At 44.6% G+C, this 19,035-nt stretch carries 18 protein-coding genes; 13 read left to right on the top strand and 5 right to left on the bottom strand.

The annotated features are described in order from the left end of the window. Nucleotides 1-105 precede the first annotated feature (105 nt). Together ACMXYX_RS04160 and mpl are read right to left on the bottom strand one after the other, a co-directional pair. Nucleotides 106-729, bottom strand: a complete 624-nt coding sequence (locus ACMXYX_RS04160) for a flavin prenyltransferase UbiX (protein WP_415883749.1) — start codon at nt 727-729, stop codon at nt 106-108. A gap of 25 nt (nt 730-754) precedes the next feature. Continuing rightward, entirely contained in the window at nt 755-2,128 is a 1,374-nt protein-coding gene (gene mpl, locus ACMXYX_RS04155; RefSeq protein WP_415906533.1) for a UDP-N-acetylmuramate:L-alanyl-gamma-D-glutamyl-meso-diaminopimelate ligase, read from the bottom strand. Nucleotides 2,129-2,387: 259 nt separating this feature from the next. On the opposite strand from mpl, the gene ACMXYX_RS04150 reads away from it, so the two are divergent. The 3 genes from ACMXYX_RS04150 (at nt 2,388) to ACMXYX_RS04140 (ending at nt 4,655) form a co-directional block, all read left to right on the top strand. Further along, a complete protein-coding gene (locus tag ACMXYX_RS04150) occupies nt 2,388-3,389 on the top strand; it encodes a class 1 fructose-bisphosphatase (RefSeq protein ID WP_415883747.1) in 1,002 nt (333 codons plus the stop codon). Between the two features lie 106 nt (nt 3,390-3,495). Beyond that, entirely contained in the window at nt 3,496-4,029 is a 534-nt protein-coding gene (gene ppa / locus ACMXYX_RS04145) for an inorganic diphosphatase (RefSeq protein WP_299180651.1), read from the top strand. 158 nt (nt 4,030-4,187) lie between these two features. After that, a complete protein-coding gene (locus ACMXYX_RS04140; protein ID WP_415897673.1) occupies nt 4,188-4,655 on the top strand; it encodes a hypothetical protein in 468 nt (155 codons plus the stop codon). Nucleotides 4,656-4,716: 61 nt separating this feature from the next. Here the strand turns inward: ACMXYX_RS04140 and ACMXYX_RS04135 are convergent, their stop codons facing one another. Beyond that, the gene (locus tag ACMXYX_RS04135; RefSeq protein WP_415883745.1) at nt 4,717-5,487 is read right to left on the bottom strand and encodes a ParA family protein; all 771 of its coding nucleotides are present in this window, start codon (nt 5,485-5,487) and stop codon (nt 4,717-4,719) included. Nucleotides 5,488-5,803: 316 nt separating this feature from the next. Between ACMXYX_RS04135 and aroQ the strand changes: the two genes are divergently transcribed. From aroQ to purD, 9 genes are all read left to right on the top strand, one after another. Further along, on the top strand, nt 5,804-6,244 hold the full coding sequence (aroQ, locus tag ACMXYX_RS04130; protein ID WP_415883744.1) for a type II 3-dehydroquinate dehydratase: 441 nt from the start codon (nt 5,804-5,806) through the stop codon (nt 6,242-6,244). 39 nt (nt 6,245-6,283) lie between these two features. Then, entirely contained in the window at nt 6,284-6,727 is a 444-nt protein-coding gene (accB, locus tag ACMXYX_RS04125; protein WP_415906532.1) for an acetyl-CoA carboxylase biotin carboxyl carrier protein, read from the top strand. A 32-nt stretch (nt 6,728-6,759) separates the two neighbouring features. Continuing rightward, nucleotides 6,760-8,100 carry an acetyl-CoA carboxylase biotin carboxylase subunit gene (accC, locus tag ACMXYX_RS04120; protein ID WP_415883742.1) on the top strand — a complete coding sequence of 447 codons (1,341 nt, stop codon included), beginning with the start codon at nt 6,760-6,762 and terminating at the stop codon, nt 8,098-8,100. 127 nt (nt 8,101-8,227) lie between these two features. After that, nucleotides 8,228-9,124: a 50S ribosomal protein L11 methyltransferase gene (prmA, locus tag ACMXYX_RS04115; protein WP_415883741.1), complete on the top strand. Its 897-nt coding sequence runs from the start codon at nt 8,228-8,230 to the stop codon at nt 9,122-9,124. Between the two features lie 6 nt (nt 9,125-9,130). Continuing rightward, nucleotides 9,131-10,009 (top strand): zinc-ribbon and DUF3426 domain-containing protein, encoded by an 879-nt coding sequence (locus tag ACMXYX_RS04110; RefSeq protein ID WP_415897671.1) that lies wholly within the window; start codon nt 9,131-9,133, stop codon nt 10,007-10,009. Nucleotides 10,010-10,158: 149 nt separating this feature from the next. Continuing rightward, nucleotides 10,159-11,145, top strand: coding sequence for a tRNA dihydrouridine synthase DusB (gene dusB, locus ACMXYX_RS04105; protein WP_415906531.1), 987 nt, complete (start codon nt 10,159-10,161; stop codon nt 11,143-11,145). Between the two features lie 22 nt (nt 11,146-11,167). Next, nucleotides 11,168-11,452 (top strand): DNA-binding transcriptional regulator Fis, encoded by a 285-nt coding sequence (gene fis, locus ACMXYX_RS04100; RefSeq protein WP_415883738.1) that lies wholly within the window; start codon nt 11,168-11,170, stop codon nt 11,450-11,452. Nucleotides 11,453-11,489: 37 nt separating this feature from the next. Then, on the top strand, nt 11,490-13,070 hold the full coding sequence (gene purH, locus ACMXYX_RS04095) for a bifunctional phosphoribosylaminoimidazolecarboxamide formyltransferase/IMP cyclohydrolase (protein ID WP_415906530.1): 1,581 nt from the start codon (nt 11,490-11,492) through the stop codon (nt 13,068-13,070). Nucleotides 13,071-13,183: 113 nt separating this feature from the next. Continuing rightward, nucleotides 13,184-14,470, top strand: a complete 1,287-nt coding sequence (gene purD / locus ACMXYX_RS04090; protein WP_415906529.1) for a phosphoribosylamine--glycine ligase — start codon at nt 13,184-13,186, stop codon at nt 14,468-14,470. Between the two features lie 28 nt (nt 14,471-14,498). Here the strand turns inward: purD and ACMXYX_RS04085 are convergent, their stop codons facing one another. Further along, nucleotides 14,499-15,617 carry a CHASE2 domain-containing protein gene (locus tag ACMXYX_RS04085; RefSeq protein ID WP_415906528.1) on the bottom strand — a complete coding sequence of 373 codons (1,119 nt, stop codon included), beginning with the start codon at nt 15,615-15,617 and terminating at the stop codon, nt 14,499-14,501. Continuing rightward, nucleotides 15,617-17,269 (bottom strand): FecR domain-containing protein, encoded by a 1,653-nt coding sequence (locus ACMXYX_RS04080; RefSeq protein ID WP_415883734.1) that lies wholly within the window; start codon nt 17,267-17,269, stop codon nt 15,617-15,619. The genes ACMXYX_RS04085 and ACMXYX_RS04080 overlap by 1 nt, the downstream gene beginning before the upstream one ends. A 212-nt stretch (nt 17,270-17,481) precedes the next feature. Here ACMXYX_RS04080 and ACMXYX_RS04075 point away from each other — a divergent pair, with 212 nt between their 5' ends. After that, nucleotides 17,482-19,008, top strand: coding sequence for a tetratricopeptide repeat protein (locus ACMXYX_RS04075; RefSeq protein ID WP_415883733.1), 1,527 nt, complete (start codon nt 17,482-17,484; stop codon nt 19,006-19,008). Nucleotides 19,009-19,035 lie beyond the last annotated feature (27 nt).

Raw genomic sequence — 19,035 nt, 5'->3', positions numbered from 1 at the left:
ATCACTTTGGAATTTTAAATTTACCTTTAAAGAGAAACGACTACATCAAGCCATTACATCTCTATTTTAGGGCGCAATTCTACCTGCTAGGTGGCTTTATTGCATCTAAATAAGCTCTTCACCCCAACGAGGTAACAGGCTTTGCTCTATCCCTAACTGATTAAGGATTCGCGCGACCACAAAATCAATCATATCTTCCACTGTTTCTGGGCGGTTATAAAAACCTGGACTCGCTGGAATCATCACGGCTCCCATTCGAGTCAGCTTTAGCATATGCTCTAAATGGATTTCAGAATAAGGGGCTTCTCGTGGCACTAAAATAAGCTGCCGACGCTCTTTCAAGGCCACATCGGCAGCACGTTCAATCAAGTTGTTACTCGCACCCGTAGCAATCGCAGACAAACTTCCAGTGCTACAGGGGCATACGACCATCCGACTCGGCGCACCGGAACCTGAAGCAACAGGCGCCATCCATTGCTCTCGCCCAAATACCTTTAACTGCCCATCTTTGGCTGAGTACAAATTTGCAAGATAAGATTCTTGATCTGAGGGCGTACCCGGTAATTTCAGATCTGTTTCTGTATTAATCACAACTTGAGCAGCACGTGAGATCATTACGAAAACTTGCAGACCTTCAGCCAATAAACACTGTAAAAGCCTTAAACCATACTGCGCACCAGAAGCGCCTGTGATAGCTAAAGTAATTTTCTCTTGCTGAGTAGTACTCATAAATATTAAAACCTAATTTGAATAACTAACCTTCAAAACGCTCACGCAGCTTTGCCAATAAGCGCTGATGAATACCTTCGAAACCACCATTACTCATAATGACTATGTGCGTATCTGGTTCTAGCGTCGGTACCAGTTCATCAATAAGTGTTTGTGTTTGCGTGAATACCTGCGCCGGCACTTGGCATTGTTCTACGACTTTATCGAGAGACCAGTTCAAACCTTCCGGCTGATACCAGCAAACTTGGTCTGCCAACTCGACCGACTCAGCCAACCAAGATTGATGCGTACCTAAGCGCATCGTATTTGAGCGAGGCTCAACCACTGCTACTATTTTAGCATCTCCAACTTGTGCTCGAATGCCCTGCAAAGTAGTGCTAATTGCAGTTGGGTGATGCGCAAAGTCATCATAAACAGAGACTCCTGCAACGGTATCAAGCAGCTCCATACGACGTTTAACACCTGCAAATGCATTTAACGCTTCCACCGCATGATGAGGCTGAACGCCAACGTTTCTCGCCGCAGCAATAGCAACTAAACCATTGTTAACGTTGTGGCGACCTGTCATCTGCCAAGTAACAGTACCCTGCACTTTTCCTTGGTGGAGCACTTCAAACTGACTGCCGTCCTCACTCAGTAATTTCGCCTGCCATTCACTGTTATCAGACTCTAAACTAGTTCTGGACACCTCGGTCCAACAGCCCATCTCGATAACTTCTTCTAACGCACTCTCCCCTTGCGGAAGAATAATCTGACCATTTTCAGGCACGATTCTTACGACATGGTGAAATTGTTTCTGAATTGCCGCTAAATCAGGGAATATATCAGCGTGATCGTACTCCAAATTATTCATAATCAGGGTACGTGGGTGGTAGTGAACAAACTTGGAACGTTTATCAAAGAAAGCGGTATCGTACTCATCAGCTTCAATGACAAAAAAAGGGGAATCACCTACACGAGCTGAAACACCGAAATCCAACGGCACACCACCGATCAGGAAACCAGGCTTCATATCTGCATGATCTAAAATCCAAGCCAGCATAGTTGAAGTCGTAGTTTTACCATGGGTGCCTGATACTGCTAACACCCATTTATCTTGAAGGAGATATTCTGATAACCATTGCGGGCCAGAAGTATATTTCAGCCCTTTATTCAGTACATATTCAACCGCTGGGTTACCGCGGGACATAGCATTACCCACAACAACCAGATCGGGTTCTGGTGTAAATTGCGAAGGATCAAATCCTTGAATTAGTTCGATACCTTGGGATTCAAGCTGCGTACTCATAGGCGGGTACACATTTTGATCAGAACCCGTCACTTTATGTCCTAGCTGTTTAGCCAATATTGCCAGCGATCCCATAAAGGTTCCGCAAATACCTAGAATATGAATATGCACCCGTATACTCCTTCAAAAAAGCGACCGTCATCATAGCAGTTTTAATAACCGGCCTCACAGCCAAATTGCCTGTTTTGGGTCTCAGATAGCAGCCCGCATACACGACTATTTTTAAGATTGCGGAAAAATCCCTACTCCTTCGCCAAAATACTGAGCATTTCTTAACCGAAATACCTCAACACCCCATGCATTTCATCAAAGTTTCACGTAAAATTCCCAGCCAACTTTCCAACCACTCTATTTGAGAGAAAATACAAGAATGCTTCTGCTGAGCCAGTTCCTGAAACAACAGGAAACCGAAGACAAATTAGTTGATTTGATTGGCACCTTAATGCTTGCCTGTAAAGAAGTTGCGATCCAACTTCGTGAAGGTGAATTAGCTGGAGTTTTGGGATCCACAGACAACACCAACGTTCAGGGTGAAACCCAGAAAAAAATGGACGTGATCGCAAACGATCTTCTGAAAAAATTCTTACTAGATAATCCTCTAGTAGCAGGCTTGGCATCCGAGGAAGAAGACCATCCTGTAGCCGGTAATCCTGAAGGCAAATACCTAGTGATTTTCGATCCACTAGACGGTTCTTCAAATATCGACATTAACGTTTCAGTGGGCACTATTTTCTCCATCCTAGAACTACCAGAAGGTATGGACCCAAGTTCTGACGAAGCCTACCTACAGACAGGCCGCAAGCAGATTGCAGCAGGTTATGTACTATACGGTCAGTCCTCTATTCTTGCACTGACAACAGGCCATGGCGTTAACTTCTTCACATTGGCTCATACAGGTGATTTCATCCTGACTCGAGAAAATGTGACTATCCCGGCAGACACTAAAGAGTTTGCGATCAACATGTCGAACCATCGCTTCTGGGAAGAAGAGATGCGCAACTATGTTGGCGACCTTCTAGAAGGCTCCGAAGGTGTACGTGGCAAAAATTTCAACATGCGTTGGATCGCGTCTATGGTTGCTGAAGTTCACCGTGTACTTACTCGTGGTGGCATTTTCTGCTACCCATGGGATAGCCGTGACGTAACTAAGCCGGGCAAACTTCGCCTAATGTACGAAGGCAACCCAATGAGCATGCTGATTGAGCAAGCTGACGGCATCTCTAGCACTTGCTACAAAAATATCATGGATTTAGAGCCTACTCATATTCACCAACGTAGCGGTGTAGCACTCGGTTCTAAAAATGAAGTAGAGACTCTGCTGTCATACCACGCTGAATCTGGTGACGGTCAAGCAGCTAAACTCAATACTTAAAGTTATACGTTTCAGCTTTAAGTAGTATTCATAACCGCTAAAGTCTGGGACATAATCCCCAGACTTTAGATGTAACCTTTTCAAAACTACTTACAGGAAGACAAACATGGGCTTCGCACAAGTACCAGCAGGTAAAGATCTGCCAAACGATCTGTACGTAATCATCGAAATTCCGGCAGAAAGCTCTCCGGTTAAATACGAGATCGAGAAAGAAGAAGACGCGATCTTCGTTGACCGTTTCATGGCTGCACCAATGTTCTACCCAGCTAACTACGGTTATATCAACAACACACTAGCTGACGATGGCGACGCACTAGACGTACTAGTTCTGACTCCTTACCCAGTAATCGCTGGTTCTGTTATCCGTTGCCGCCCAGTAGGCGTTCTTAACATGACAGACGAAGCTGGTGAAGATGCTAAGCTAGTTGCTGTACCACACGACAAGCTAACTAAAGCTTACCGTGATGTGAACGACATTGAAGATCTTCCGCAGCTAGAACTTGACCGCATCAAGCACTTCTTCGAAAACTACAAAGGTCTAGAAGAAGGCAAGTGGGTTAAAGTTGAAGGTTGGGGCAACGCAGCAGCAGCTAAAGAAGCTATCGTTGCTGGCGTTAAGGCGTACGAAGAAGCTAAATAAGTTTCTCTTTTGCCAATCTTATTCAAAAAACCCCGCTTCGCGGGGTTTTTTTATTACATAAAATTCCCTATCTCATAACCATTCAGCTTTTCGTAAGCTAAAAAAAATATATACTAAGCACAGCTGTCTCAGGAAATTCATAAAAACAGAGGTGAAAAATGACACTTCGAAAGACACTTATTACTGCTTTCGCAATCCTGATCTCCAACAGCGCTTTCGCCGATCAGAACCGTGAGTTGGTACAAAATTACCTCAACTCTTTTGGCAGCCGTGATGCTCAAGGTATTTTTAATCTGATTAACTGGGAAGGTGTCGACAAGGAGTCTCGTCGCTCATTACAGAAATATATTAAATCTGGCTTCAAAGGCCGTCAGATTCGTCGTATTTTCATTGAACCTATTGCTGAGGGAACAAACCCTAGCTATGTTCAAGATGGCAAAACCTATGAGCTGAATTTAAAACCCTCTGGTCAACTTAACATTGTCTTCATCGACAATAAAAACAAGCGCTCCACCACAAAGATGTATGTTGGTGAGCACAAAGGCTCATTACTTATTGGTAGTGCAGTCGTTGCACCAGAAGAGCTAGCTTGTAACGCACCAAAAATAGAAGAGCAAACCTGCTAGGGTTCCCTGCAAGCAAAAAAAGCTGCATTAATGCAGCTTTTTTTATGCTCTACCAAAACTTTTAGTGAGCTAATTCTTCGAATAGCGTCACAAATTCCTGAGTCAGTTTGTGCTTAGGTGCAAAATGGATCAACGGACAAGTGTCGTCGTGAGATTCGCGCATTTTAACCGATGCAGAGATTTTTGTTTCTAGCACAGGTAAATCATCATCCAACAACTCACCCACAATACGCTTAGGTAGACTCGCACGCGGCTGGAACTGATTAACAACGATCCCTTCAACTTCCAGCTTATCATTATGATCTTCACGGGTTTCATGCACATTCGCCAACAAGCTGTATAAAGCCTGACGAGCAAATTCATCGCAATCAAACGGGATCAAACAGCGATCGGAAGCAACTAGCGCTGATAAGGTATAAAAGTTAAATGCAGGAGGTGTATCGATATAAACCACATCGTAATCATCCGCCAACTTATCTAAGGCATCACGCAGTTTATAAATCTTGTGCTTAGACTCCAGCTTGGACTGAAGGTCACCCAGTTCTGCATTTGCCGGCATCACACTCAAATTTTCATAGGGTGTCTGGTGAATAAAATATTCAGGCCCTTCGGGCTTCAACTGAAATGTGAGAGTCTGCTCAAAGAAGTCACGAATATCCGGCGTAACCTCTTGATAATCTTCACCTAAAAGATAATGACTAGAGTTACACTGGGGATCCAAATCAATAACCAAAGTACGCTTACCGCGCGCCGCACTAATCGCCGCCAGGTTAATTGCGATGCTAGATTTACCAACGCCGCCCTTCTGGTTAAATACAACCCGTCTTATCATTATCAGAATCCCTCACTTGCTGCCTTTGTTTAAAACACAACTTCCGCATTGCAATATCCACAATATTGAAGACAACGTCAACAAACTTGTAGCTAAAAACCTCAAACTATAGCCCAAAGAACGAATATTAGAAGAACCAAATACAACAAAGCAGCAAAAATTCATTTTATATTCATGTTTCGTAGGGATTTAGAAGGCATTTTCGGTAAAAATGAAGCAAAACAGCAAAAACTTGCTTAGATGTAGACAAGATAAAGAGACTACGGCAAACTATGGGCTCAATCGTGAAAAATAGCCCACTTTCTGGAAATTAGTCATGGCAAAGATCCTGCTACTAAACGGCCCTAATCTCAACCTTCTTGGGAAGCGTGAGCCTGAAGTATATGGATCAGATACATTGGATGACATTTGCCAAAATTTGGTTGAACAAGCCAAAAAGAGTGGGCACGAGTTGGTTCATTGCCAAAGCAACCGCGAATACGTCCTGATCGAACGCATCCATGCAGCTCAGGACGAAGGTATTGCTTACATAATTATAAATCCCGCTGCTTTTACTCACACAAGTGTTGCCCTTCGCGATGCATTATTGGGCGTAAGTATTCCTTTTATTGAGGTTCACTTATCCAACGTCCACGCTCGCGAAACTTTCCGTCATCATTCTTATCTCTCAGATGTAGCTGATGGCGTAATTTGTGGTTTAGGTGCACAGGGATATGAATTTGCTTTGCAATCTGCTGTTCGAAAGATTGCCGAATAATAAACAATATACTGATAGTTTAGAGAGATATAAGTCAGAATGGACATTCGTAAAGTCAAGAAGCTGATTGAACTGTTGGAAGAATCCAACATTAACGAAATCGAAATTAAAGAAGGTGAAGAGTCCGTACGCATCAGCCGTGGCTCTAGCGTAGTTGCTGCCCCTGTTGCAGCACCTGTTGCTGTTGCAGCTCCAGCTGCAGCACCTGCTCCAGCAACCGAAGCTGCACCAGAAGCACCTCAAACTTCAGGTCACGTTGTTAAGTCTCCAATGGTTGGTACGTTCTACACTGCACCATCCCCAAGCTCTCCAGCATTTGCTGAAGTAGGTCAGACAGTTAAAGTTGGCGACGTAATCTGCATCGTTGAAGCAATGAAAATGATGAACCAAATTGAAGCTGACAAAGCAGGCCTAATCGAAGCTATCCTAGTTGAAGATGGCCAGCCTGTTGAATATGACCAGCCACTGGTTACTATCGTTTAAGCCTCTAACGCAAAAGCAAGGATCTCCATTCGATGCTCGATAAAGTAGTGATTGCGAACCGAGGCGAAATTGCGCTTCGTATCCTTCGCGCCTGCAAAGAGCTGGATATCAAAACCGTTGCTATCCACTCTCAGGCAGATCGCGATTTAATGCATGTGCGCCTAGCTGACGAAGCTGTCTGCATTGGCCCTGCTCCATCGCCTAAAAGTTACCTAAACATCCCATCAATTGTTGCTGCTGCTGAAGTAACCGACGCTGTAGGCATTCACCCTGGCTACGGTTTCTTAGCAGAAAACGCTGACTTTGCTGAACAGGTTGAGCGCTCAGGTTTTACCTTCATCGGCCCTAAAGCTGAAACTATCCGCCTAATGGGTGATAAAGTTTCTGCAATCGAAGCGATGAAAGCTGCAGGCGTACCAACCGTTCCAGGTTCAGACGGTGCATTGTCTGACAACCCTGAAGAAATTCACGAGATAGCTCGCCGTATCGGTTACCCAGTAATCATCAAAGCCGCTGCCGGCGGTGGTGGCCGAGGTATGCGTGTTGTTCACTCTGAAGCGTCCCTAATCAGCTCTATCCATGTAACTCAATCCGAAGCTGCTGCAGCTTTCGGTGATGACACTGTATACATGGAAAAATACTTAGAAAATCCGCGTCACGTGGAAGTTCAAGTACTAGCTGATGGTCAAGGCAACGCAGTTCACCTATACGACCGCGACTGTTCTATGCAACGTCGTCACCAGAAAGTTGTTGAAGAAGCACCAGCCCCTCACCTAGATCCGGAAGCACGCGCTCAAGTACTTCAAGCTTGTGTTGATGCATGTATAGAGATTGGCTACCGCGGTGCAGGTACTTTCGAATTCTTATACGAAAATGGCGGCTTCTACTTCATCGAAATGAACACTCGTGTACAGGTAGAACATCCTGTTACTGAGATGATCACTGGTGTAGATATCGTAAAAGAACAGCTACGCATTGCGTCTGGCTACCCTCTTTCACTGAAACAGGAAGATATTAAAGTACAGGGCCACTCCTTCGAGTGCCGTATCAATGCAGAAGATCCTAAGACCTTCCTGCCTAGCCCAGGTACAGTTAAACACTTCCACGCGCCAGGCGGTAACGGTATCCGTGTAGATTCTCATCTATACAACGGATATACAGTTCCACCTCATTACGACTCTCTGATTGCTAAGCTGATCAGCTACGGCGAAGATCGTGAGACCGCACTTAAGCGTATGGAAATTGCGTTAGGTGAGATGCTAGTTGATGGCATTCGCAGCAATATTCCTTTACAGCAAGATATTGTTCGTGACGCTAAATTCCAAGAAGGTGGAGTCAATATCCACTACCTTGAGAAGAAGCTAGGTCTGTAAGCGAAATCCAATCAAAAAACCCGCCTCGGCGGGTTTTTTATTCTCTAGCGCCAAAACATTCTGTTCTTATCTGCAATTATGACCGATACTATAAATTCATCTAAGCGCTTGATATGGAAGAAAACTAATGCCTTGGTTGCAGATCAAAATCAAAACCAATCCCGATCAATCTGAACCTTACGAAGATTTATTACTCAGTGCTGGCTGCGCTGCCGTCACCTTCGAAGACAGTGAAGATCAGCCTATCTTTGAGCCTGACCTTGGCACTACCCCGCTTTGGAAAAACACAACTATTACCGGCCTTTTCTCAGCGGAGCATGATCTAGAAGAGACACTAAAATATATTAAGCAAGGCCATGAACAGCTATTCCCTGAGCTCCCTGCCCCTTCTATCAAAGCAGAAATTCTCGAAGACAAGGATTGGGAAAGAGAGTGGATGGATAACTACCATCCGATGCAATTTGGGGAACGCCTATGGGTATGCCCGAGCTGGCGAGAACCACCTCAAGCAGATGCGGTTAACCTGATGCTCGATCCAGGCCTTGCATTTGGTACAGGCACACACCCAACTACCGCCTTGTGTTTAGAGTGGCTAGATCAAAATATCAGCAACACTAATTTCTTAATTGATTATGGTTGCGGCTCAGGTATTTTGGGAATTGCAGGCTTGTTACTCGGTGCAAAACGAGCAATCGGCGTCGACATCGACCCCCAAGCGCTGCAAGCAACAAAAGACAACCTCGCCCGTAACCGTCTAGAAGATGACTCTTTGCATGTTTACATGCCAGAAAATACGCCTTCTGAGAAAGCTGAGGTACTAGTAGCTAATATTCTAGCTGGACCATTGGTCCAACTAGCACCTACACTTGAAGCATTGGTGAGCCCTGGCGGTAAACTCTGCTTATCAGGCCTATTAAGCCCACAAGCTACAGAGATCATTAATACTTATAGTGAATGGTTTGACCTTGACCCTATCGCCGAAAAAGAGGGTTGGATTCGTGTTACAGGAACAAAACACAGTTAAATCCAGATGCAAAAAAGCAGCATAATCACTCAATGTCCAAGCTGTGAAACTCAATTTAGAGTTACACCTGGACAATTAAAGGTAGCTAACGGACAGGTAAGGTGCGGTGCCTGTCTAGTTATCTTTTGTGCTATAGAACATGAACTGAAACCGAAAGCCGCAGAACAAGCCCCCCCCCCTAAAGTCACAACCAGGAAAGACGAAACAACAAACACCTTTAATAAATTAGATTTAGACTTAAATCTTACGACAGAAACACCATCAACTGAAAAATCAGTCGATACTGCTAGATCACTCCCTATAAAAGGCCAAGAAGAGCTGATTAAAACCGTCGCACCTGCGGATGTGCCAACCCTGACCATAGAAACAGAACCTGTTGTACTAAATCGCAGTACTAACAATGGCACATCTTCACCTTGGTGGTTCATTGGCTGTGTTTTAGCAGCCTTAACGTTAATAGCTCAGCATCTTTGGTTTAACCGTGGTGACCTATATTGGACTCACACATATAGACCTCTATATGACACAGTCTGCCAACATATTGATTGCAATATTCCCACGCGAGTCGATACCGCTAAAATAACCAATCAACAATTTTTAATTCGCCCGCATTCAGAAATCGCTGATGCAATAACTATTGATTTAGTCCTAATAAATGAAGCGAATCATAACCAGCCTTATCCGGCTCTTCATATAGCATTTTCAGATCTCAAAGGTCGACCTGTTGCAAGTCGAACGCTTCAGCCTGAATCCTATCTAGATCGATCAGCTGTTAACCTGAAGTCCATGCCTACTCATCAACCCATTCAGATCTCCCTAGACCTAATGTCTCCCGGCATGCGTGGCATAAATTACCAACTTGAACTACTAGCGCCAGCGCTATAAAAAATCAAGGTAAATTGTTCAAAAAATCATCAAAAAAATCCTTGGAGACCCTAGCGCTAAGGAGTATGATTGTTCGCCTCCCTAATCACTCAACTAACAGTGTCATTCGTGACGCTGCGGGTGTTTATTAACTATTTTTAAGGCTCGCTATGTTCCAGATCGGTTCATACATCATTGACAGTCAGGTGATTCTTGCACCAATGGCTGGCGTGACTGACCAACCATTTAGGCAGTTATGCAAACGTATGGGCGCAGGTCTAGTAGTCTCGGAAATGGTTACATCTGATACTCGCTTATGGAAATCACGAAAGTCTGCTTTTCGTCTAAATCATAGCGGTGAAGCCGAACCTCGATCTGTTCAGATCGCGGGTGGCGACCCAGAGATGATGGCCCACGCTGCGGCAATGAATGTAGAACGCGGCGCCCAGATTATTGATATCAATATGGGTTGCCCTGCGAAGAAAGTGTGCAATAAAGCTGCAGGTTCTGCATTACTTAAGGATGAGCCACTGGTTAAAGACATTCTCAATGCTGTTGTTCAGGCAGTGGATGTTCCAGTCACACTGAAAATCCGCACAGGGTGGGATCAAGACAATCGTAACGGTTTAACTGTTGCGAAAATAGCTGAAGAAGCAGGTATTCAAGCACTGGCAGTTCATGGCCGCACACGTCGTTGCGGCTATAAGGGAACGGCAGAATACGACACTATCGCCCGTATTGCTGACGCTATATCCATTCCCGTCTTTGCTAATGGAGATATCACTTCTCCTGAAAAAGCAGAATGGGTACTTAAGCATACTGGTTGCTCTGCAGTAATGATCGGTCGTGCAGCACAAGGTCAACCTTGGCTGTTTAGAGAGATTGATCATTATCTGCGAACAGGTACAATCCTGCCCCCTCCATCACTAGTTGAGATTAGAGAAATTCTGTTAGCTCATCTGCAGGAACTACATAGTTTCTATGGTGACTACATGGGCGTTCGTATCGCGCGAAAACATGTAGGGTGGTATCTGCAGAATCAGCCAAACGGAAGTAGCTTTCGCAAGCAATTTAATATTATAGAAACAGCAGCAGATCAGGCCGCAGCTATCGAAAAATATTTCGATGAAGCTTTAGCAAACAACGTTGCGGCCTAGTTTAGATTGGATATTTAGTACTGTGGAATACAAAGAAATTAAGCAACCGGCTCTCGTGTCCGACCCAGCAGAAGCTACTAACCAGACTCTACGTGACAATGTAGAGCAGTCACTGAACAACTATTTTCGTCAGCTTGACGGTCAGCCAGTGACAGACGTGTACCAAATGGTTCTTTCTGAAATTGAAGCACCACTGTTCGAAACAGTGATGACTTACACAAAAGATAATCAGACTAAAGCTTCCCAACTGTTAGGCCTTAACCGCGGTACGCTGCGTAAAAAGCTAAAACAGTACGGCTTGCTTTAATCCACAATTTTTTAAGACTACTCGGAATCCAGACACAATGGCACAGAACATCACTCCCGTTCGCCGTGCACTGATCAGCGTATCTGACAAAACAGGTATCGTTGAGTTTGCACAAGCCCTAAACGCTCGCGGCGTTGAAATCCTTTCTACTGGCGGTACTTACAAACTACTTAAGGAAAATAGCATTCCTGCAGTAGAAGTATCCGATTACACAGGCTTCCCTGAAATGATGGACGGCCGTGTTAAAACTCTGCACCCTAAAGTGCACGGTGGTATTTTGGGTCGCCGCGGACAGGATGATGGCATCATGTCTGAGCATGGCATCAACCCAATCGATATGGTGGTTGTAAACCTTTACCCATTTGCTGCAACTATCGCACGCCCTGATTGCGATCTACCTATGGCGATTGAAAATATCGACATCGGTGGTCCAACAATGGTTCGTTCTGCAGCGAAAAACCATAAAGATGTAGCAATCGTTGTTAATGCTTCTGACTATGACAATGTTGTTGCTGAACTCGATTCCGAAAAAGGTCTAACGCACAAAACTCGTTTTGACCTAGCAGTAAAAGCTTTTGAACATACTGCTGGTTATGACGGCATGATTGCTAACTACCTAGGCGCGATCGTTGAAGGCGAAGATGAGAAGCCTGCTGACTTCCCACGTACTTTCAACACTCAGTTCGTTAAAGCACAAGATATGCGTTACGGTGAAAACCCTCACCAACGTGCTGCTTTCTACGTTGAAGAAGAGCCAGCTGAAGCATCTGTTTCTACAGCTCGCCAACTACAAGGCAAGGCATTGTCTTTCAACAATGTTGCAGACACTGACGCGGCACTAGAATGTGTTAAATCGTTCAAAGAACCAGCTTGTGTTATCGTTAAACACGCTAACCCATGTGGTGTAGCGGTTGGTGCTGACATTCTAGAAGCTTACAACCGTGCCTTCCAAACTGACCCAACGTCTGCTTTTGGTGGCATCATCGCATTCAACCAAGAATTAGATGGCAACACTGCGAAAGCTATCGTTGACCGTCAATTCGTTGAAGTGATCATCGCACCTAAAGTAACTCAAGAAGCATCTGACATCGTGGCGACTAAGCCAAATGTTCGTCTACTTGAGTGTGGTGAGTGGTCAGCTAACCGTGCACACGGTTTCGACTACAAGCGCGTTAACGGCGGTCTACTAGTGCAAGATCTTGATCTTGGCCGTGTAGATGCATCTGAACTAAAAGTTGTTTCTAAAGTACAACCTACAGAGCAAGAGATCCGTGATCTTCTATTCTGCTGGGAAGTAGCTAAGTTCGTTAAGTCTAACGCTATCGTTTACGCTAAAGATGGCCAAACAATCGGCATCGGCGCAGGTCAAATGAGCCGCGTATACAGTGCTAAGATTGCAGGTATCAAAGCTGCTGATGAAGGTTTAGAAGTTAAAGGTTCCGTTATGGCATCCGATGCTTTCTTCCCATTCCGCGACGGTATCGATTCTGCAGCAGCTGCAGGTATTAGAGCAGTTATTCAGCCGGGTGGTTCTATGCGCGATCAAGAAGTTATTGACGCAGCTGACGAGCACGGCATGGCAATGGTCTTCACTGGAATGCGCCATTTCCGTCACTAAGCATTAGATAGCAATAAGCCTTCAATTAGGTTTATCCCCTTTAGGCTTATTGCCCTAAACCCCGATCCAGAGAAACACTGGATGCGGGGTTTTCTACATAGAAGGATTACAGAATGAACGTACTAATTATTGGTTCTGGCGGTCGTGAACACGCACTTGCTTGGGCAGCAGCACAAGACGCAAACGTTGCTAAAATTTTCGTAGCTCCAGGTAACGCTGCGACAGCTCAAGAAGACAAAATGGAAAACGTTGCTATCGACGTGATGGATCTAGATGGCCTACGCACTTTCGCTCAAGAAAACAGTGTAGACCTAACCATCGTTGGTCCTGAAGCACCGCTAGTTGCTGGTATCGTTGATCACTTCCAGAAAGAAGATCTGCGCATCTTCGGCCCAAGTGAAGGTGCTGCTCAACTAGAAGGCTCTAAAGCTTTCACTAAAGATTTCCTTGCGCGTCAACAGATCCCAACCGCTGAGTACGAAAACTTCACTGAAATTGAGCCTGCACTGGCTTACGTTCGTGAAAAAGGCGCACCTATCGTAGTTAAAGCTGACGGTCTTGCGGCGGGTAAAGGCGTAATCGTTGCGATGACGCTTACTGAAGCTGAAGACGCGATCAAAGACATGCTAGCTGGCAACGCATTTGGTGATGCTGGCAGCCGTGTAGTTATCGAAGAATTCCTAGAAGGTGAAGAAGCGTCTTACATCGTTATAGTTGACGGTGACAACGTTCTGCCAATGGCAACAAGCCAAGATCACAAACGTGTAGGCGATGGCGACACTGGCCTGAACACAGGCGGCATGGGCGCTTACTCCCCTGCTCCAGTTGTTACAGCAGAGATCGATCAGCGCATCATGGACGAAGTAATCATGCCAACAGTTAATGGCATGAAAGCTGAGGGCAATGAGTACACAGGTTTCCTATATGCTGGTCTAATGATCCAAGCAGACGGTACGCCGAAGGTTATCGAGTACAACTGCCGTTTCGGTGATCCTGAAACTCAACCAATTATGCTACGCCTAAAATCCAGCTTGGTTGATCTATGTAATGCAGCACTTGATAAGAAGCTTGCTGACACAACGGCTGAGTGGGATGAGCGTAAATCTGTTGGCGTTGTTATGGCAGCAGGCGGCTACCCAGGTGACTACGGCAAAGGCGATGTAATCTCTTTCCCTGCAGAATGCCCTGAAGGCACTAAAATCTTCCACGCTGGCACTAAGCTTGATGGTGAGAACGTTGTGACTGCAGGCGGTCGCGTACTTTGCGTAACAGCACTTGGCGAAACAGTTACAGAAGCACAGAAACGTGCCTATGAATTGCTAGATAAAGTTAGTTGGGAAGGCGCTTACTTCCGTAAAGACATTGCTTACCGCGCAATTGCTCGTGAACAAAATAGATAAGCGAAAATAGTCTCTGAAAAAGCCCTGATCATTCAGGGCTTTTTTTTGCCAATAAGAATCTAGCGCCACTCATGATGCTTACCAATACCAGCCCTACCAACATGGGTAAGTAACTGAGCCAATAGCCCACACTAACCATCATCAACGGCACCGTCACCAATATTCCGCCCGTAACAATAAACGATAATTTCAACCAAATTGGCATCGTAACCAAACCAACCAAACCAACACAAAATGTAGCTAAAACCCCTAGAGCTACAGCCCAGATTGGCAACGATGGCGATAGAGCATAGCCTTTATTTAATACAGCAAAATTAAACGCATGGATCTCAGTAGCAGAGAACATTCCCTGAGCTAGGGCTTTTTTAGGTTCGAGTTGAGCATCAGCAATGCCAATAAAAACAGCCTTATTCTTTAAAGTACCCGAATCTACTTGACCAGTAACTAAATCAACCAAGCTATAACGCGGTGTCTGTTGCAGAAACTTATCGACCCCCAAAGGAATCAACACCTCATAATCTCGACTCCATCGACGACTAAATCCTAAGTTAAGATAGGGACTTCTTAATCCAGAGAAATCATCTGCTTTTACAGGCGCATAAATACTTAAAGTCGCTAAAGGGACATTAGGCCAGCGAGGAAAACCAATACCCGCATGCATATAGTTACGCCTTAACATCTCATCAGAATCTAACGGAAGCTCCGAGTGCGCTACTTTTGCACCACTCAACTTGAGGCCATTGAAGGGCAATAACTCCTGATTTTTCTCTGCGAGCATAGGCAAAATAACTTTGCCATTTTGACGAATTGCACTTAGCAAAGCTTTATCAGAGGCATTTTGAGGACCTCCGTAAGCAATGAAGGCAACATTGTAAGTGACAGAAGAAACTTGAGCAGAACTGAGCTGCTCGATTGCTTGAGCATGAATAGAGCGATCAAGAGGCCAGCCAGAAAACGCCTCTAAACTACGACGATCTATATCGATTAAAACAACTGAACGATCTTGAAAATTAATTGGGGAATAATGCCTGGCCAAAGCATCATAAATAAAGCGATCAAACGTTTCAGGCAGAGAAGACAATCCCGCCATGACTACGCAGAGTAATGGCGGGATTAGCAAGAGTATCTGCTTGAAACGAACCAGCATTACAACAGCAAGAGCAGAGAGAGTGATCCACTAATGATCATTGGCCACCAATTCTCTACCGGCTGAACCACCTCTTGAGGTTCTGTCCATTCACCCGCGTAATTTTCAGCGTCGATAGACCTAACGCGTAAATAGTAGGTACCTGCTTGCGGCTTATCTATCGCTAAACTTGCCTGCTCAGTTTTGTTATCAACAACAAGCTGCTTAAACGCTTTATCTTTTGCAAGCTGTAACTGATAGAAACTTACACCCTCCTCTTCCTGCCAACTAAAAGAGATCTCTGATTCACTGCTTACAGGCTCTCTCATCTCCGGCTTTGGAGGAACGGGTTTTACTTTAAACGCACCCGCATGACCAACAGGACCACGCTTACCTTCTGCCGTTACACTACTCACGCGCCAGAAGAAATTACCCGGCTCTGACACAACTGCAACAAGCTGAGTCTCCGTAATATTATCTTGTTTATCGACAATCTCAGTAAAGCTTTGATCTCTAGCAATCTCAAAAACAAATGAATCGGCCAATTCTGGTTTAGACCAACTAAATTCAATGTCACCAACATAGAGAGAGTCAGAAGGCATAGGTCCCTGACGGACAGGCGGGAAAGGACGCGCTTCAATATTAATCTGCTTTAACGCAGATAATCCCTGCAAACCGTCAGCACTGATTGCACTCACACGAATCCAATAGGAGCGATCTTCTAAGGCCGCAGGTAAACCCATTTTTGGATGAGCAGAAATCTGGTCGTATACAATTGCCGTGAATGCTTGGTCCGGAGAGATTTGACTACGGTACTGAGCAGCACCATCCAGCTTATTCCAAGCCAGTTTCCCCGGTAGATAACGGATCACATTATCTATTTCCGGCAATTCAGGCGCTGGTAGAAGCTTTTTCGGTTTTTTAGGGGGCTGATTAGCCCTAGTCAAAGTTCCGTACCCTTGACGGACATTGGTAGCGCCTAACTTGTTACCTACACCAATTAAACCTTGAGTAACCTCGGCTGCTGTACTTTCCCCTTCAGCTCTCACTCGGTAGGTAGTGCCCTTAGTCGTAGCAAAAGCAACTGGCGTATCGATCAAGAAACGAGAACCCGGAACTTTAGCTGGATTGGCACGAATTTCAGCTTCACCTTCCTCTAGGAAAACTTTGATATCGACAACCTTACGCTTGTTTCCGATCACCGTTGCTTGTTCAATACGAAGCACACTTTCGCCCAGTAATAGCACCTGAGTACCATCATCAAACTCTAGTAATACCGAAGCTTGTGCAGCTGTTTTGATCAAGTCACCTTGAGATAAACTCTGACCACGACTCAAAGGAAGTAACGCTTTGGCTTTTCCTTCACGCAATTTAACCTGCGCCGTGACATCTCCATTCACATCCAGGATTTTGATATCAGAGCGCTTTTCTTGAATTAGATTACGCGGAATTTTTAAAACAGTGCCTGGAGACATTTGACGATCATTACGCACATTATTTAGGCGCTCTATCGTTTTCCATTCTCTCCAATCGGTAAGCAGCTCATGCGCCACACTCCAGACTGATTCGCCGGGTTGCATTGCGTAACCCCATTCATTTTTCTGCTCAGCAAATGAAACCTGAGAGAAGAGTATGGAAAATATTAAGGCGTAACTTTTCGTTAGTTTAATCACTCGGCGAGTTCCTGTTTAAACACCAACTCAATGCGTAAGGTTTAGTACCTAATGGGTAAAAAGTTGCCCATAGCACCCTGTATTCTCATGAGAATACATTCTCCCACTTATTAAAAAGTTCGGCCACTATTGAAAACAACTGTTTGAATATGACATCAATCGTTATATGCGTATAATCTTCTACTTCATCATCTTATTACTTGCCTTAATCCATGCTGAAATTCGAATTAAACAACGGTAAAAATTTATTACGTACGACCATTGGTACAATCATTTCAGTTTCGCTACTGACCGGCTGTAACACTTCCTCAAATATCAAATCAGATAGCGCGAGCACCGAAGCAGTCAAACCAATCCCTGAAGGCTTCTGCTACAAGGGTGGGCGTACAAACGATTACAGTTGTGATCCGGAAAAAGCAACTGATCAAGCTGACATGCGTACGGCTGAGATCGATGAAGAGTGGATGAAGACTAAACTTGCAGAAGTCAAAAAATGGATAGCTGAAGAGAAAGGAGCCGCACATAGCGGACAACTTCGTCCGCAAGCCAAACCGGTTATCACCGAAGACTCTCGTGAATATATCACTACAGTAAGCGTTACTAAGCCTGCTGCAGCTAGTTCATCACCTGCAATCGAACAAAGCTTAAAATTAAGCCAACAGGGTAACCACCAAGAAGCATTAACCCAAATTAATGCTTTTTTAGCACAGCAACCTAACCTTCCGTCAGCACAACTGACCAAAGGCATTATCCTAAGTAATAAAGGTGATAAAGCGGCTGCCAAGGCTATCTTCCAAAGCCTGATGAAATCTCATCCTGATCGCCCAGAGGCATTCAACAACTTGGCTGTTATCTATTCCGAAGAGGGTAATTTCCCTCAAGCAATAGAAACACTTCAGCAAGCGTTCCAGACTCACCCAAGCTACGCACAAGTGCATGTTAACTTAAAAGAACTTTATGCAACGCTAGCATCACAAGCCTACAATAAGGCATTGGATTTAAATTCAGCTGAGCAAGGGCCAAACCTTGCTATGATTAACCAAACTCCAACAATCCAAGGCAGCCCTTCTAATCCTATGGTGGTGGCAGCACCTCAACAGCCAGTAAAACTTGCTGCAGTAGAAAAAGCTAAAGTGGACGTTCAGGTTATAAAACCTGTTATACCTAAAGAACAGACTCCAGTTGCTACTCTAACAACGATTACTTCGGATCCTGAATCAAAAATAGAAACACCAGCTAAGGCTAAAGATAAGCCAGTTGTTGTCGCTGTGAGCGAGCCAACGATTGTTACTGCCGCCAATGCAGAAGCTCCTGCGAAAGAAGTAGCCAAAATAAAAGAACAAACAAATGCAGTACCTGAAGCGCCAAAACTGGAAACTCAAGTTCTTCCAGAGTCAGAAGTATTAGCACATATCAATAATTGGGCTGATGCTTGGAGCAACAAAAACCATGCGGGCTATGTAAACTCTTACACCGCACTTTACCGCCCAAATGCTAAGCTAAACCACCAGCAGTGGGTTAAACAACGCACTCAACGTTTAAACAAACCTAAGTTTATTCGTGTGGAACTTAATCAGATCAACATCAAAATGCTGAGAGACAATTTAGCTGAAGCACACTTTAATCAGCATTATCAGTCTGATAACTATAAAGATGCGGTTAAAAAGCGTTTAATGTTAGTTAAAGTCGACGATCAATGGAAAATCAGCCTCGAAAGAAGCTTAGGTTTACTGAAGTAATCAAATATAAAAAAGCTCCTCTCTATA

Source organism: Neptuniibacter sp. QD72_48, from assembly GCF_047778065.1.
Taxonomy (GTDB): domain Bacteria; phylum Pseudomonadota; class Gammaproteobacteria; order Pseudomonadales; family Balneatricaceae; genus Neptuniibacter.
Note: the sequence above shows the minus strand (reverse complement) of the source record. Positions and strands in the feature narration are given on the sequence as shown.